Genomic DNA, 15576 nt, shown 5'->3' with positions numbered 1-15576 from the left:
GGCCTGGTGATCGAGCAGGCGCGCGGCCCCGCCGCTGCTGCGGGCGTGCAGCCCGGCGACGTGCTGCTGGCCATCAACGGCGCCCCGGCCAAGAACATCGAGCAGGTGCGCGCGGCCATGGCCAGGGCGGGAAAATCGGTGGCGCTGCTGATCGAGCGCGACGGCAACAAGATCTTTGTGCCGGTGCGGGTGGGTTGATCGGGTAGGGTGGGCGGGGTCGGGCAACGAGCCTTGACCCCAACCCGTTCGGGCTGGGCCTGTCGAAGCCAGGGCACAGCCTTTGTGTTCCACCATTGGCTATGCTCACCCCATGCGCTTGCTGCTTGTAGAAGACGACCCCATGATCGGCGAGGCCGTGCAGGACCTGCTGCGCGCCGAGCAGTATGCCGTGGACTGGGCCCGCGACGGCAACGCAGCCGACACGGCCCTGCGCACCCAGGCGTACGACCTGGTGCTGCTGGACCTGGGCCTGCCGCACCGCGACGGCCTGACCGTGCTGCGCGACCTGCGCACCCGCAAGGACCGCACCCCCGTGTTGGTGGCCACCGCCCGCGATGCCGTGGCCCAGCGCATCGAGGGGCTGGACGCAGGCGCCGACGACTACGTGCTCAAGCCCTATGACCTGGATGAGCTGCTTGCCCGCATCCGCGCGCTGCTGCGCCGCGCTGCCGGACGCGCCGAGCCGGTGTACGAGCACCAGGGCGTGAGCATCAACCCCGCCACGCGCGAGGTGATGGTGCGCGGCACGCCCGTGGTGCTGTCCGGCCGCGAATGGGCGGTGCTGGAGCCGCTGATCGCCCGGCCCGGCATGGTGCTGTCGCGCCAGCAGCTGGAAGACAAGCTCTACGGCTGGGGCGACGAGGTCAGCAGCAACGCAGTGGAGGTGTACATCCACGGCCTGCGCAAGAAACTGGGGCCCGAGCTGGTGCTCAATGTGCGTGGCGTCGGCTATTTGGTACCCAAGATGTGATGGCCAAGCTCTCGCGCGCCTTGCACGGTCTGCTCCCGCGCTCCTTGCGCATGCGGCTGCTGGCCTTCCTGCTCGCAGCCATCGTGCTGGCCGGTGCTGTGCAGGGCGCGCTGGCCTACCGCGGCGCGCTGGCCGAGGCCGATGCGCTGTTCGACTACCACATGCAGCAGACCGCGCTGGCGCTGCGCTCGGGCCTGCCCGTGGATGCACAAGGCTTGGGCCCGGGGCTGGACCCGGAGGACGAGAATCATGAGTTCATCGTGCAGGTGTGGACCAACGAGGGCCTGCGCATTTTTGAATCCGCCGTCGGTGCCGACCTTCCGCAGATTGCCGTGCTGGGCTTCGCCAACGTGCAGGCGCGTGGCGGCACCTACCGGGTGTTCTCCCTGCAGACGCGCGCGCAGGTCATCCAGGTGGCGCAGAACATGGCCGTGCGTCAGGGCATGGCCCGCAGCCTGGCTCTGCGCACGCTGGCGCCGCTGGCCTTCATGGCGCCGCTCCTGGTGCTGGCCGTGTGGTGGGGCGTGAGCCGATCCCTGGCCCCGGTGGAGCGCGTGCGCCGCCAGCTGGCCCAGCGCCAGGCCGACGACCTCTCGCCCGTGAGCGAGGCGCAGCTGCCCGACGAAGTGCAGCCGCTGGTGAGCGAACTCAACCTGCTGTTCGAGCGCGTGCAGCGCGCGTTTGAAACCCAGCAGCACTTTGTGGCCGACGCCGCGCACGAGCTGCGCTCGCCTTTGGCTGCGCTGCGCCTGCAGCTGCAGGGCCTGCAGCGCGCGAGTGACGACGCTGCGCGCGCCGCGGCGGCAGAGCGCCTGTCTTCCGGTATCGACCGCGCGACACGCCTGGTGGAGCAGTTGCTGGCCCTGGCCCGGCAGGAGGCCGCTGCCACCCCGACCGAGCCGGTCGATCTGCGGGCCGTGGCCCAACTGGCGCTGGCCGACGTGGCCGCTGCCGCCCAGGCGCGCGGCACGGATGCGGGCCTGCTCGATTCCGACGCCGCCACCGTGCCCGGCAACGCCGAAGCGCTGCGCATGCTGGTGCGCAACCTGCTCGACAACGCCATCAAGTACACCCCGCCCGGCGGACGGGTGGACGTGCAGGTGCGTGCCGAGGCCCCAGGCCATGCCGTGCGGCTCACCGTGGAAGACAGCGGCCCGGGCATCGCCCCCGAGCACCGCGACCGCGCCCTGCAGCGCTTTGTGCGCGTGGGCAGCGACAGCGCAGCCACCGGCAGCGGCCTGGGCCTGGCCATCGTGCAGGCCATCGCGCAGCGGCATGGGGCGGCGGTGGAGCTCGGCGCATCCGAACGCCTGGGCGGGTTGCGCGTGGTGGTGGTTTTTGCTCCTGAAAACATAGCTGCTGGCGCTTGAAAGGAGAGCGCTGGAGCCCAAAAAAGCTTGAAATGCTGCAGCGCAGCCTGAACGTCGCCTGGGCGCCAGACGGTGTTGGAGAAGGCCCTCACAATGCCACGCGGGTACAGAGCCCGCTTTTGAAAGAGGACTTCGCAGCCATGCACTTCATCGTTTTCGGCGCTGGCGCCATCGGCTGCTATGTGGGCGGCCGCCTTGCGGCCCACGGCCAGGCCGTCACGCTGGTGGGCCGTGCCCACGCCCTGCAGCCCATCGCCGCGCAGGGCCTGCGCGTGACCGACCTGGACGGCTTTGACTGCACCGTGCCTGCGGCCGGAATGCAGCTGGTTTCCACGCTGGCCGAGGCCGCGCCCCGCGCGGACAGCATCGTCCTGCTGTGCGTGAAAAGCGGCGCCACCGAATCCGCCGCGCGCGAGCTGGCGGCCGCCTGCGCGCCCGGCACGGCGGTCGTTTCGCTGCAAAACGGCGTGGACAACGTGGCCCGCATCGCGGCCCAGGCGCCGGCCCTGCGCGCGCTGGCCGGCATGGTGCCGTACAACGTGGTGCTGCGCGGCGCGCACGTGCACCGCGCCACGGCGGGGCACCTGCAGCTGCAGCGCGATGCCGTCACCGAGCGCATCGCGCCGGTCTTCGAAGCCGCGGGCCTCGCCACCGTGCTGCCTGTGGACATCCGCGCGGTGCAGTGGGGCAAGCTGCTGCTCAACCTCAACAACCCCGTCAATGCGCTGTCCGACCTGCCCCTGCGCCAGCAGCTGCTGGACCGTGACTACCGCCGCGTCTTCGCCGCCCTGCAGTCCGAAGCCCTGGCCGTGATGGCCCGCGCGGGCATCCAGCCGGCCAAGGTCACGGCGGTGGCGCCCAAGCTCCTGCCCCATGTGCTGCGCCTGCCGAACTGGCTCTTCACCCGGCTGGCCCAACGCATGCTGCAGATCGACGCCACCGCCCGCTCGTCCATGTGGGACGACCTGGAGGCAGGGCGGGTGACGGAGATCGATGCGCTGTGCGGTGCGTTGATGCGGCTGGCGGCGCAGCATGGCATGGCGGCGCCGCTCAATGCGCGGATGTGTGCGCTGTTGGCGGGGCCGCGGCTGCGGATTTCTGGCGCGGAGATGCGGCGGATGTTGGGGGTGTAGGTGCGGTGGCTTGTCGGGATGTGCCCTTTGGACTCGGGCTACGAAGACGTCGGTCCGTTCTCCAGCGGCACCCTCAACCCCGCCTTCAAGCATCCCAGCGACACCGACGTGCGAAACCGCCGCACGTTGTCGTCGCCCTCGAACAGGCGCCGGGTCAGCGCCTCGTAGTCGGCCATGGATGCCACCGTCACCACCAGCAGATAGTCCGCCTCGCCCGTCACGCTGTAGCACTGCTGCACCGCTTCTTCGGCCGCGATGCGCGCCCGCAGCGGGGCGGTGTGGTCGGGGCGCTCGTTTTCCAGGTGGACCTCCACCACGATGGTGAGGGGCTTGCCAACCTTTTCCGGGTCCAGCACGGCCACGTTGGCGCGGATCACGCCGGTGCTTTGCAGCCGCTGGATGCGCCGCTGCACGGCCGGGGCCGAAAGGTTCACCGCCTGGGCGATCACGCGTTGTGGCGTGGTGTTGTCGGTTTGCAGGATGTCGAGGATCGCAAGATCGAAGCGGTCGAGCGTCGAAGCAGAGGGCGTCATTCGTGTCTCCGCCGATGTCGGGCATGGTGGGTGAAAGTTGCGCCGAGACCCTCAAAACAGAGTCAAAAACGCGCGCGTGTCGAACTATATTTTTGCGCATGAGCATTTCTCCAAGCATTTCCCTTTGGCATCGGTTCTTTCCGTTTCTGGCTGTTCTTGGCTCGGTGACTGCGCTGGGCATTGGCACTTCGTGGGCCAAGCACTGGCTGTTTCCGGCCGTAGGGGCGCAGGGCACCACGGCGTTGCGCGTGGGTTTTTCTGCGGTGCTGGTTCTGCTGCTTTGGCGGCCCTGGCGCTGGCGCCTCTCGCGGGCCGACGCGCGAGCCATCGCCCTGTATGGCGTGGCGCTGGGGGCCATGAACCTCATGTTCTACATGTCGCTTCGCACCTTGCCGTTTGGGCTGGCGGTGGCCATCGAGTTTGCCGGGCCGCTGGCGGTGGCCATCTGGTCGTCCCGGCGCGTGGTGGATTTCGCGTGGGTGGTGCTGGCGATGGCAGGGCTGGGCCTGCTGTTGCCTCTGGGGCTGAACGGCAGCACGCTGGACCCGGTGGGCGTGGCCTATGCGCTGGGCGCTGCGGTGTTCTGGGCGATGTACATCGTGTTCGGCAAACGTGCGGAGCACCTGCACGCAGGGCACTCGGTATCGCTGGGCCTGCTGGTGGCAGCGCTGGTCGTGGTACCCGTGGGCGTGGCGCATGCGGGCGCTGCGCTGCTGTCTCCTGCGGTGCTGCTCATCGGCGTGGCAGTGGCTGCCGTCTCCAGTGCCATTCCGATTTCGCTGGAGATGATGGCCTTGAAGCGCCTGCCCCGGGGCGCGTTCGGCATCATGATCAGCATGGAGCCCGCAGTCGCGGCCGTGCTCGCATTCGCGCTGCTGGGCGAGGTGCTCAGCCCGGTGCAATGGCTTGCCATTGGCTGCATCGTCGCCGCGTCCATGGGCAGTGCAATGACTGCAGGTGGCCGCTTGCGTCGCACATCGCAAGCCGCTGCGGCGGCGTGACCCGCGCTGCGCGGCTTGCTCCTGGCGCGCGCCCCGGGTGTGTTGCCCGTACCTTGCGTCCCCATGGTCCCCAAAGCGCAGCCTTACTGGCAGATGTCCCCATCGCCTACACGGACTCGGAAGCTTCTTGCCCATCCTCTGAGTTGGCGGCTGCGATGTCAGGAAGCCGGCACAGGACGACATGCCAGGACGACAAACCCGGGTGACGGCAGAAATGGCCGTGCGAGCAGGCGCCGCAGTGGGCAGTAGCTTAAGGAGTTGTCATGAGCACGCATCCCGTATCGCAACGGAAGGTGGAAGAGGCAGAGCGCAAGGTCAGCGCAGTCCTGGAGGAGTTGGAAGAGTCCCTCCAGGCTGACGTGAAGAAGATCGCGCTGGAAGATGTCGTCGACACGGACCCAGCCAGCGGTCACCCTGCGGTGCATCAGGCCGTGGACATTACCGTCGCACCGCGTGCACGTCACAGGTGGTTGAAGTAAGTAGGGCCCGCAGAGCGGCCCTGTCCCACAAGGGGCGTGCGCATCGGATGGCATGCGGCCAAAGGGTCGCAAATTAAATCTGGGGCATGCGGTGGCCCAGGCGTTTCGGCGCCCGGGTCGTCGCGATGGACCAAGGAGATCGCCATGACACGCACCATTTCATCCGACCCCAGCGCTCCCCCCGCTGATGAGGACCTGGCTGCCCAGGCCAACCCGGGCTACGGTATTCCCTCCCAGGATCCCCGCCCCGCAGCACAGACCCCTCTGGAGCCAGCGGAGGCTGAGCGCGAAGCCCATTCCGTGCTGATGGGCGGCGGCATGATGGTGGGCGCAGCCACCGGCGTCACTGTGGGCATTGCGGTGGCGGGACCCGTGGGCGGGTTTGTTGGGGGCACGCTGGGTGGCATTGCGGGCGCCTTGGGCGGCGTTGCGGCCGGGGGTGCAGCAGGGGAGGCGAACAACGCTGCCGAGCGCCCGGATGGCATGGACGCCAACAAACCATGACCGTCGGCCGAGGTCTCGCCAACCCGCCGCTCCGCCAGGGTGTGTTCGAAAAAAATAGCCCGCACTAGGCGGGCTAAATCTTGCTGACCTCGACCAGGGTGGAGTCGAACCGCCGGAATTGACGGCACCGCCATCGTAGCCAGGGTGCGCCAGCGGTCGGAACAAACACCCATAGGCGATGTGATTTATGTCTCATTTACGCTTCTGCGGTACACACACTCAAACAAGTTTTACGGACGAGGCCCCATCGGTGAATGTCCTCGCCTTGGCTTTGTATTGCGGTCCTGTGGGCAGGGCGTGGTCGGCCAAGGATCCTGCCTCAATTTGATCTGCTCGGGCAGGCGACGCCCGGGTCATACGCCCGCGTCCACGGTTCGCAATGGCGCGTCGTGTTTCACGCGCTCAGCCACGCAATGGGCAGGAGGCAGATGAGTGGATAGTGACTGGCGTAGAGGGCCTCGGGCTGCAGAATTGCTGAGTTCAGCGAAGTGACCCAGCTCCAACGGCCAAAATGAAATAGACAGCTATCTTTTGGAGAGCACGTTTTCAACCAGCAATTGCAGCAGCGCGCCCCTCAGCCTGTCGTGGGTGTCCGATACCGTCGTTGCGGGACCCCACTGTACGGTCACCACGCGGTCTTTGAAATTCCGGTCCTGCATTCGCAGCAGATCCGCCAGCTCTTCGATGCGAGCGTAGTCAGCGAAAGAAACGCTGCGGGCAACCGTGATGGTGATGCTCATGACAGTGACGACCTTCCGTCAGAATCATTGGACTGAACGCAGGAGTTGTCTGTAGGAAGAAATGCCTACGCGTCGATGAATGCGAACGGACGATGGGCCGCAGCAAGCGTGGTGGGCGCATGGGTGCCAACTGGGCGCTTTTCCTGACCGCGCCGGGATGATTCGGGGCCTGTGAGGCGTTCTCTTCCTTGCAGTGCAAGCTCAGCCCACTATGGGAGGTGGGCAATTTTGGCGCATCTCCTACGCGGCCCGCTGGAGGGACGTTGCTCAATGGGCTTTTCAAGGAGAGCACCATGGCCCCCGACCCCCGAGATCAAGCCCTCGAAGTACCAATCGACGTACCGCGCGAGCCGGGCACGCTGCCCCCTGGGCTGCCTCCACCGCTGTCGAACGAGCGGGCACCCCACGTGTCATTCCCGGGCCAAGCCGATCCCGCCGAGCACCCTGCGCACCAGGTCCCGGAACATCTGCCTCTGCCTCCGGGCGACTTGCCTCCCAGTGAACAACCCACCATGCCCCCACAGCCGCAGCTACCCACGGGTTCAGGTCCTGGGCCGTACGCGGGCGAAGTGGAAAACGAAGAGGGCGACCCTGTGGGCCAGCCGCCGAGGGTGTAGCGGCGCAAAACAGCCCGGGTAGCGAAGTGCACAAATCGTTACGCGCGCTCGGCGGAATGGGTGCATGGTTTAGGGACGCGGGCCGCTGACGACGGTCTTCCTATGGTTCATAACCAGGCTTAGGGAGCCCGATATGTCCATCACCATTACCGTTGCCGAGACGGTGCCGGACGACGCTTTCGAACGCATCATCTCGCTTTCCAACAGTCTTCAGCAGACAGACTTGAACTTTCGCGGCGTGCCTTTGGAGGTACGGCGTGGACCGTTGACGGCTGTCTCCCTTCATGTGTCCGACTCCGACGATGAGATGCGCGAGCGATTGCTGCTTCTTCTCGTGGCGGATGTGCTGAAGACTGAGCCAGAGTCTCAAATGGGCGGCTTGTACTGAGCGCGCGAGCTGTCCGTCACGATGCTTTGGTGCGTGTTGCACATCCGCGCTCCTGATTTCTGAGCTTCCGTTTCAAGTCTGTCCTGCGCTTTCTGAAGTGGGGATCTGCTGGCTTTATCACTGCCGCAAACCTCCTCTTGAGAAGTTGAAATACTGGATGTATAAACAGTGTTTTAAGGAGATTTGCTATGGAAACCGTTGACATCCGCTACAGCGTTTCGCTGCGCGACCACCCCGAAAACCTGCGCGCGGGGGACCGCGTGACGATCGAAACCCGCTACGCGGCAGAGCTAGCGCGTGCCTTTGGAAGCCCGGAAAACGTGGTTGCTGCGCTCGACACCATGGAGTTGCTCGAATCATCGCCCCCGGAGGTGCTGACCCAAGGCGATCTCAGCTTGGTCAAGCAGTGGAGCAAGGCCAGCGCGGCAGCTCGCCAAGCAGCGTTGCGTGAAGTAGGGGATGCGGATGGGTGGCACTTTGAAGTGGAGCGGGTGCCGTTCTGAACGCTCGAGTTGGTGCCTGGCAGCTCATCAATACAGGCCTACAGGACGGCTTGCCTGATTCCGACTTCACGGCTAACGGAAGCAACAATTTCAAATAGCGCGCGCTCCCAATTGGAATCGAAGGTGCTATATGGAATTGCAAGCTGATACGGCCGACTCTTCCAAGCCTCCGGCGGACATGCCCAATCTGGATCTTGAGCGTCGTACCCGGATGCGCCAATTAACTCAATCACGTAGTCTGAGCCGGTTTCCGCAATATTGAAGTTCCACGCAACTACTCCCGGGGGAGGGAACAGCGGTACGGTTTCATTCAACCAGTCAGTGAGCAGCGATGGACTCATTCATTAAGCCTAATGTTTGACATGAGGGGCGGCCGAGGGCGATGTCCCTAGGACGTCCCTCTCGATGGAAGGGTTAGGCATCACAGCTTTAGCGCCTCGCGATTGGCGGCCTCTACCGCGAGCAAAGTTGGGTCTTGCTCTCGCCACTTGCGAAAGAGGTCTGTGTACGCCGCGTGCCATCCAGTCTTTGGATTCTTCGCGAGAAGGACGAGCATTCTGTCTATGTCAGATATGGCATCTAGCTTCTCAAGTTCATTGGAACTTAATGCGGCGACTACCTGCTGCATAGATGCAGTAGCCAACTCTTCGGTCGTCATAGGCCAAGCGCGCCCGTTCGAGATGCGAAACCCATGAGGATCCATGTATCCCTGGATAGGACCGAATGGCAGATTCGCGCAGAGGATCACGTACGTGCTCCTCTTGCCGGCAACACCATTAGCATCAACCCAAAGTTGCTGGAAAACTCCGTTTTTTTCTCGCGCGAATTTTCGTGCGGTGAGCTTGCTGAAGCCCTCGGCCTTCAGGAAAGGCCACAAGATTGTCTGAACTGCGCGAGTCAGCGGATCGCTCAGATGACGCCTAGCGTTTGACATGAGAGGCTCGACCCGGCTTGCCGGGGCGAGTCCTCTCGATGGAAGGGGTGGGCGTCATTGTGTGGGGGCCTCTGGCCCTGCGATGGCTTTCTCGAACTGGCCCTGTTGGTTGAATTTCAAGCCAAGCTGGCCGACCCAGACATAGCCTTCTTTCTCATACGGTTCGGTTCGATCGTTTGGCACACGGGCGGCTGCGACTACTTGCTCCCGAGAAGCACCTGGCTTGGCAACGACGGGCAGAACTGCGAGTGTTTGCGTGAGCAACTCGGAGGTGGACTCTTGGGATGCTCGGGCATAGGTTTGCGATATTCCTGCATCGAGTACTTGCGATGCCCACCATAGGTTTGAGCCAACCAGGATGAGAACGAGCGCGACGATGGCGATTCTTGCTTTACTCATTCTGGATTGCCTCCCCGCACTTCCTTATGACGCCCAACGTAATGTAGACCGCACCAAGCCGCAGGCCATATTTGGCGCTTGCGGTCTAAATTGGCGTGGAAAAAACGCGGAAAAGGGCTTGCAGCCTAGCTTGACGACGCGCATACCGTACAAAAATACAGTACTAAATTCAGCCATGAAACCCGATTCCCCTCCTGTGTTGCGCGCCACACAGTGCTGGATTTGGTCCGTGAGCGAATTCGTTCCGAACACTATAGCTTTGCGCATGGGGTGTGCCATGCCATGGGATCGTTCATCGTCGAACGACGGCTTTGTGGCTTTGCACTGACCGACAGCTCAGGGCCTGAAGTGGAAGTCGCTCAGGCAGCAGCACTGTCGTCAACAACGCTGGGGGGCGTGGCTATGACATCAACATACCCGGGGCTAGCTACTGGATCTTTGGGAAGAATCCTACGGCGCTGCAGTCGGGTGGCGGTTGATACTTTGGCTGTCTAGAGCCAGGAGTGTTTGATGAATCGACCTTCGCCCTCATCCCGCCCCGTCCCCAGCCGAAAGCCATCGCTCATTGAGCGGACGCACTGGGGTGTTCGGCTGGCTGCCGTGATGGTGCTGTTTGTGATTTGCTCTGCGTTATTCATCGGACGTGGCTGAAAGCCGATGAATCACCCAAGCTATGCCTACCCGCAAAGCCCACGCGCCGGCAATTGGCGAACGCAACGGAGCGCGCAAGAGTGATGGTGATGACCATAAGGTGGGAGCGGTTGCACCGTACTTTCTCGGCACGGACCTACCGGCACAAGACGGGAATCCTCATGCCCACTTCCACAACCTGCGCAAGACCATGGCCAGAGCAAATAGCCCAAACAAGCAGGGTAGAGCGGCAGTGGCGAAAAGCCAGCGGGAGAGAGCAGTAAACCTCCAAGGTTTCATGGCTACACCTCGATAACAGTACTGTTTAAATGTGCAGTATTTGGCGCAGGGTTGCTCTAACCGCTGAGTGTCTGCGTGTGGGTGGCGCATCTAGCTGGGCCTAGCTAGATTCGCTGAATAGCCAGACCTCGCGCAAAGTTGGACTATGGTTACTGCGTTCTCAGCATCGATGAGAGCGAGTTCTACGTCGGTGGCCTGCGCGGGGTATCGATGTATTGGATCGCGCCGCGTCCTTCCGAGGGCGTGGTCACATTGGCGCTGCCACCGGAAAGCAGGCTGAAATGACGGACCCGACTGCGGGAAACGGGATCTTGGTCAAGGTCCATGGAGAAGATTGCGGCCGGGTCGCAACTGCTTCCCGCTGCAGGACCCGATCAGCCGGCCGAGCTGAGCGTTGTGGTGGACGCGGAGTGCCTCGGCAAAGTGCGGATAACCTATAGACTCGGCAAGAGCCCACGGCGACACCGGAACTTTGGTTTTGGGCGGCGCGCTACGCCGAGACGGTCGAGGAGAAAAACCCTTCCACTGTTCCCGCAATGTCCCCGATGGGAATGAGTGCGCGTAAGTTGTTGATTTGTATGACGCTTACTGGTCCCCTCGACAGGAATCGAACCTGTATCTAGCGCTTAGGAGGCACTCGTTCTATCCATTGAACTACGAGGAGAGGAGGGCTCAGGGCAGCCGCGCATTGTAGAGGGTGTACGCAGCGCTTCGGGTGGCGTGAGGACCGCGTTGTCCATGCCAAGAAGGCTGCGTCAGTCGTACTTGACCGTGTAGATGAGATCGACCGCGCTCTTCTCTCCCGTCTGGCCGCGCAAGGTCAGCCGGCGGGTGAGGTCATAGAAGATGTAGAGCGTGCCCAGGGTGCCCGACAGGCTGCGCTCGTACGTCACGTACAGATCCTTGGACAGCCGCTTGCCGAAGGTGAGGGCCGCTCCTGTGGCGTCTTCGCCGGTGCCTGGGCCCTTGAACCCGATTTCGTCCAGCCCGACCCTGCTGGCGAAGTTGCCGGCGGTGTTGTTCTTGCCTCCGCGGCCCAGCAGGGCCAGGGCGGCCTGCTGCAGCACGGCGGCTTCAGCTCCTCCGGAAGCGGCGTCGCGGCCCAGAACCACCCACGAGAGCTTTTCCGCGTCGGGCAGGTCGGGGTCCGAATACAGCTTGACGCGGGGTGCCTGCGCGCTGCCGGTGACCTGCACCCCCGCGCGCACACTGATGTTGGGGCGCAGCGCGAGGATGTCGAGAGACGGGTTGTCGTAGGGGCCGTTAAAACGGATCAGCCCGGTTTCCACATCCAGCATCTGGCCCCAGGCTCGGTAGCGCCCGGCATCGGTGCGCACTTCGCCGGTCACGCGGGGCGGGGCGCCGGGTGTCGTGCTGCCGCTGTTGCGCACCTGCACCTCGCCCGTCAGGCGCGTGGTGATGCCGTGGCCGTGCAGTGCGAAGTCGTTGCCCAGGTTGAAGGTGACGGCCAGGTCGAGTGGCTTGGCTGTTTCGGCCCGTGCAGCGGTGGTCTGGCTGGCCTTGGCAGCGGCCTGGGCTTTGGCTGCATCCTCACGGTCCTTCGCGGCGGAACGCACGACCACGTCGGAGCCCAGGCGAGGGGTGGACTCATCGGGCAGGATGATGGTGGCCCGGTCGGCCATCAGCGCGCCGCGCAGGGTGATTTGCCCTTGCTCCAGGTGGGCGCGCAACTGACCCGACACGCTGAGTTGGCGGTCGGCCCGCACCAGCACCTGCAGCGCGTTGGCCTCGGCCTGCAGGTTCATGGCGATGCCCGAAAGACCTTCGCCCGCAGCGCCCCAGCGCAGCGTCCCGCTCGCAGTGAGTGTGCCGCCGTCTTGCGGCGCAGCGGTGCGGTTGCCGCTGAAGCCGGCAATGCGCGCGCCACTGCCGCGCCCACCGCGCAGGCGCAGCTCCGTCACGTCGATCTGGTTGCCGCGCAGCACGGCACGCAGCCGCCCGTCCTGCAGGTCCACGCCCTCGACGACCGAGCGCACGGCCAGGTCGTCCGCCCCCAGCGTGCCGGACCATTGCGGGGCACTGCGCGTGCCCGACAGGGTGGCGTTGGCCTGCAGTGTGCCGCGCACGCGCCAGCCCGGCGGGGCGAGGGCCGACCATACACCCACGTCTGGCAGGCTGGCGCGCAACGTTCCCGCCAACGGTGCATCTGGCGCCCAATGCAACGAGGGTGCTTGGCCGGCCATCGACAGGCGGGTGCTCGCGGTCGCGTCGATCTCGCCAGCGCGTTCGCTGGCCCACTGCAGCCGGGCGCGCAGGGCCTCGCCCTCCAGCAGGATGGAAACTTCTGCAGTGCGCACGCCTGCAGCGGTGCCGCCAGAGGCCGTGGACGTCGCCTCCGTGGCAATGGCCTTGACCGCACCTGCACCCTTGCCCTGGCCGGTGCTTTGCACGGCGGTGACTGCGGTGGGGTCGCCCGCCAGGATGCGCAGGTCGCCGCTGGCGCGGCGCAGCGTGGCTTGCGCGCGGGGCGTCGACGTGGTCGTATCGATGTCCCACTCGCCGTTGAGCACGATGGTGGTGGAGAGGCCGGCGCGGCGCAGCAGCGGCTCGGCCGGCCTGCCCGCTGCTGCGGGCGTGGCGCCCAGGCCCAGCGCGTCGACCCAGGACATGGGCAAGCCTTCGAGCGCACCTTGGCTGCGCAGCTGAAGTCCGCCGCCAGCCATGGCCAGGCGCAGGGGCTGCCAGCGCAGTTGAACGGTGCCGGGGGCAGGGCCGGTCAGTCGGGCCTGGCCCGCGGAGGCCTCCATGGCGATGTCCCCGGCCACACGCGCCGTGACCGTCAGGGGGGTCTCGCCCAGCTGCAGCGTCCATGGGCCGGGACGCTGCGCATCCTGCGCCTGAAGCCGCAAGGCATTGACCGCGACTCGCCACTGGCCCGGCGCGACCAGTCCGCCGGACAGGCGCGTCTGCACCGCCAGGCGCTGGGTCTGCTGCGGCGCGGCCCCGTGGAGCCGTGCCTCGCCCTCCATCGCCAGCGTGGCCGCGGCCAGGTTTCCAGACCATTGGACGGAGAGCGCGTGCAATTGCACGGCAGTGCTGCGGTTGCTGCCACTGCCATCGCCCGAAGGCAGTTGCAGGTCGAGCTGCGGGGTGGAAAAGCGGGCTTGCAGGTCAAAGGCCTCGCCTGGCGTGCGGGGCGGGGTGCGTGCTGCCCCGCCCGCGATGGCGGATTGGGCCTGTTCGACGACGGTCTGCCAGCCGCCGCGCCAGCGGGCTTCCAGTTGGGCTGCACCCTGGGCACTGGCACCTGGCAGCGCGCGTTCCATTGTGGCGCCCAGGAAGGGCAGGGTGGTGATCCAGCGGCGTGTGGTTTCGGCATCGGACCACTGGACTTGTAGCGCGCCCTCCCCCGAACGGGGCGCCATCGCGCCCGAGGCGCGCGCATAGGCGCCTGGCACGGTCACGGTCACCTGGCCGCGCGCCGAGGGGGCGGTCCCGAGTCCGACTGTCAGGTCGGAGGCCTCCAGCCGCGCCTGCAGCGCGTCGATGGCCAGCCGCTGCAAGCGCAGCGTGCTGTTGGCAGGGGCTGGGCTGGCTGTAGTGGCGGTGGTGTCTTTGTTGTCGCGGGCGGGGTGCCAGCTGCCTTGCGCCGTGAGCAGTTGGATGCGGGCGGCAGCGCGCCTGCCAGTGGCACCTCGCGCTGCAGGTGCAGGCCGCGGCGCGGCTGCAGTGCCTGCCGCACGGATGTCGGCATGGAACTGGACCGCGCGCTCCTGCATCTGCGCGCGCACGCGGCCCGACAGCGGAGCAGATTCCAGCACTGTGTGCACTGCGCCAGGAGGAATGTTGCGCACCTCCAGCTGGCCTTCCGTGGCCCCCGTGGCGGGTGTGTAGCGGCCTGTCAGCGTGGCTGTGCCGGATCCAATGGTCAGTGTGGCGTCGGGCACGGTCCACTGCCCGCCGTGGTAGCGGGCATCGGCCTGCAGGGCGGCCACCGGCAGTCGCCGCTGGTCCCAGGGGCCGGCCAGCTCGTTGCGCAACTGGGCCTGCACGGACCAGCCATCGGGGGCCGACGACGCGTTGCCCGCGCTCGGCCCGGCGCTCACCGTGCCGTGCAGTTGCGTGACAGGTGCCTGGGGCCACAGGGCGGCCAGGTCCACCGCGCGCAGCGTGCCGGTGGCGGACTGCAGCGGTTGGGGCGCCCAGGGGGTAAGCGTGGCCTCCACATCGGCTTGCATGGGCACTGCGGACTGCGGCCCCGTCTTGGCGGATGGCAGGGCCGCGCCAGCACCCACCTCCGCACCAGAGGCCGCCACTGGCGAAAGGCGGGCTTGGAGGTGCAGGCGGGCAGCGCTGGTGGCAAGAGTGCCGTCCAGGGTGGCCTGGGCGGCCACCTTCTGGGGCGTGCCGCCGGCAGGTGGCTGGGTATGCATAGACCCGTCCACGCGGGCCTGCACGGCCAGGGGGGCATGCGCCTGCAGCGTGGCTTGCGCGGTATAGCTGCCCTGCGCCACCTCCACCGAGGTGACATTGAGGCGGTGCGCTTGTCCGTCAAAGCGGTAGTCGCCGGTGAGCCCGCGCACCTGCACTTCCGGCGGGCCGGCCCAGCCGAGCTGATCCACCCGAAAGGCCACGCCCACACGCAAGGGCAGCGCCAGTTCGGAAGGGGGCTGCAATGGTTCCGCGGGCTTGGCGGGGTCGGGCGCCTGGGGGGTGATCTGAACCCGCGCCGCATGCACATCGCCGAGCTCCAGCCTGCGCTGAAGCAGCGGGGCCAGGCTCCAACCCAGCGTGAGGTCGGTCACTTCCACCGTCAGCGCGGGGCTGCTCCAGCGCAGCCAGCCGATGTGGCCGCCCTGGCGCAGGGAGCCCGTGACGTCACGGGTTTCGAGCCGCTGTTCAGCCGGGAGGTACTGGGACGCACGCGCCAGGGCCGTGGCGAGCGAGGTGCTCCCGCCTGTCCACCACCACACGCCCGCGCCAGCCGTCAACAGTAGCGCCAGCAGAGCCACCAGCAGCCAAGCGACCAGGCGCAGGCCCCGGTGCCTGCGCCGTGCGGCGGGTCGCGCAGTGCTTGCGCCAGCGCTGTAGTCCGCTGCGGGTGGGCGGGTGGG

General features: G+C 66.1%; 15 protein-coding genes and 1 tRNA gene. 10 read left to right on the top strand and 6 right to left on the bottom strand.

Going from position 1 to position 15576, the window contains the following annotated elements; translation table 11 throughout:
• The 4 genes from MRY84_RS16920 to MRY84_RS16905 form a co-directional block, all read left to right on the top strand.
• Positions 1–198: PDZ domain-containing protein (locus MRY84_RS16920; RefSeq protein ID WP_291506872.1), on the top strand; the 198-nt coding region annotated here is incomplete at its 5' end.
• A 112-nt stretch (positions 199–310) separates the two neighbouring features.
• Entirely contained in the window at positions 311–970 is a 660-nt protein-coding gene (locus tag MRY84_RS16915) for a response regulator transcription factor (protein ID WP_291506871.1), read from the top strand.
• On the top strand, positions 970–2340 hold the full coding sequence (locus MRY84_RS16910; RefSeq protein WP_291506870.1) for an ATP-binding protein: 1371 nt from the start codon (positions 970–972) through the stop codon (positions 2338–2340). Before MRY84_RS16915 ends, MRY84_RS16910 begins: the two co-directional genes overlap by 1 nt.
• A 140-nt stretch (positions 2341–2480) precedes the next feature.
• Positions 2481–3473, top strand: a complete 993-nt coding sequence (locus MRY84_RS16905) for a 2-dehydropantoate 2-reductase (RefSeq protein WP_291506869.1) — start codon at positions 2481–2483, stop codon at positions 3471–3473.
• 38 nt (positions 3474–3511) lie between these two features.
• On the opposite strand, the gene MRY84_RS16900 is transcribed toward MRY84_RS16905, so the two are convergent.
• On the bottom strand, positions 3512–4006 hold the full coding sequence (locus MRY84_RS16900; protein WP_291506868.1) for an Lrp/AsnC family transcriptional regulator: 495 nt from the start codon (positions 4004–4006) through the stop codon (positions 3512–3514).
• A 98-nt stretch (positions 4007–4104) separates the two neighbouring features.
• On the opposite strand from MRY84_RS16900, the gene MRY84_RS16895 reads away from it, so the two are divergent.
• The 3 genes from MRY84_RS16895 to MRY84_RS16885 all read left to right on the top strand — a co-directional run bounded on the left by MRY84_RS16895 (position 4105) and on the right by MRY84_RS16885 (position 5990).
• Positions 4105–5007: an EamA family transporter gene (locus MRY84_RS16895; RefSeq protein WP_291506867.1), complete on the top strand. Its 903-nt coding sequence runs from the start codon at positions 4105–4107 to the stop codon at positions 5005–5007.
• Between the two features lie 263 nt (positions 5008–5270).
• Complete coding sequence (locus MRY84_RS16890; protein WP_291506866.1) at positions 5271–5486, top strand: hypothetical protein; 216 nt, start codon at positions 5271–5273, stop codon at positions 5484–5486.
• Positions 5487–5630: 144 nt separating this feature from the next.
• Positions 5631–5990, top strand: coding sequence for a hypothetical protein (locus MRY84_RS16885; protein WP_291506865.1), 360 nt, complete (start codon positions 5631–5633; stop codon positions 5988–5990).
• 524 nt (positions 5991–6514) lie between these two features.
• Here the strand turns inward: MRY84_RS16885 and MRY84_RS16880 are convergent.
• The gene (locus tag MRY84_RS16880; protein WP_291506864.1) at positions 6515–6730 is read right to left on the bottom strand and encodes a hypothetical protein; all 216 of its coding nucleotides are present in this window, start codon (positions 6728–6730) and stop codon (positions 6515–6517) included.
• Between the two features lie 293 nt (positions 6731–7023).
• On the opposite strand from MRY84_RS16880, the gene MRY84_RS16875 reads away from it, so the two are divergent.
• The 3 genes from MRY84_RS16875 (at position 7024) to MRY84_RS16865 (ending at position 8238) form a co-directional block, all read left to right on the top strand.
• On the top strand, positions 7024–7347 hold the full coding sequence (locus MRY84_RS16875; protein ID WP_291506863.1) for a hypothetical protein: 324 nt from the start codon (positions 7024–7026) through the stop codon (positions 7345–7347).
• Between the two features lie 133 nt (positions 7348–7480).
• Positions 7481–7735, top strand: coding sequence for a hypothetical protein (locus tag MRY84_RS16870; RefSeq protein WP_291506862.1), 255 nt, complete (start codon positions 7481–7483; stop codon positions 7733–7735).
• 188 nt (positions 7736–7923) lie between these two features.
• On the top strand, positions 7924–8238 hold the full coding sequence (locus MRY84_RS16865) for a hypothetical protein (protein ID WP_291506861.1): 315 nt from the start codon (positions 7924–7926) through the stop codon (positions 8236–8238).
• A gap of 38 nt (positions 8239–8276) precedes the next feature.
• Here MRY84_RS16865 and MRY84_RS16860 read toward each other — a convergent pair whose 3' ends face one another.
• The 4 genes from MRY84_RS16860 to MRY84_RS16845 form a co-directional block, all read right to left on the bottom strand.
• Positions 8277–8579, bottom strand: coding sequence for a hypothetical protein (locus MRY84_RS16860; RefSeq protein ID WP_291506860.1), 303 nt, complete (start codon positions 8577–8579; stop codon positions 8277–8279).
• Between the two features lie 647 nt (positions 8580–9226).
• Complete coding sequence (locus MRY84_RS16855; protein ID WP_291506859.1) at positions 9227–9571, bottom strand: hypothetical protein; 345 nt, start codon at positions 9569–9571, stop codon at positions 9227–9229.
• A 1519-nt stretch (positions 9572–11090) separates the two neighbouring features.
• A tRNA-Arg gene (locus MRY84_RS16850) sits at positions 11091–11165 on the bottom strand.
• Between the two features lie 91 nt (positions 11166–11256).
• A partial coding sequence (locus tag MRY84_RS16845; RefSeq protein ID WP_291506858.1) for a translocation/assembly module TamB domain-containing protein occupies positions 11257–15576 on the bottom strand: 4320 nt, incomplete at its 5' end.

This window comes from Acidovorax sp. (assembly GCF_022763525.1).
In the GTDB taxonomy this organism is placed as follows: Bacteria; Pseudomonadota; Gammaproteobacteria; order Burkholderiales; family Burkholderiaceae_C; genus Acidovorax.
Note: the sequence above shows the minus strand (reverse complement) of the source record. Positions and strands in the feature narration are given on the sequence as shown.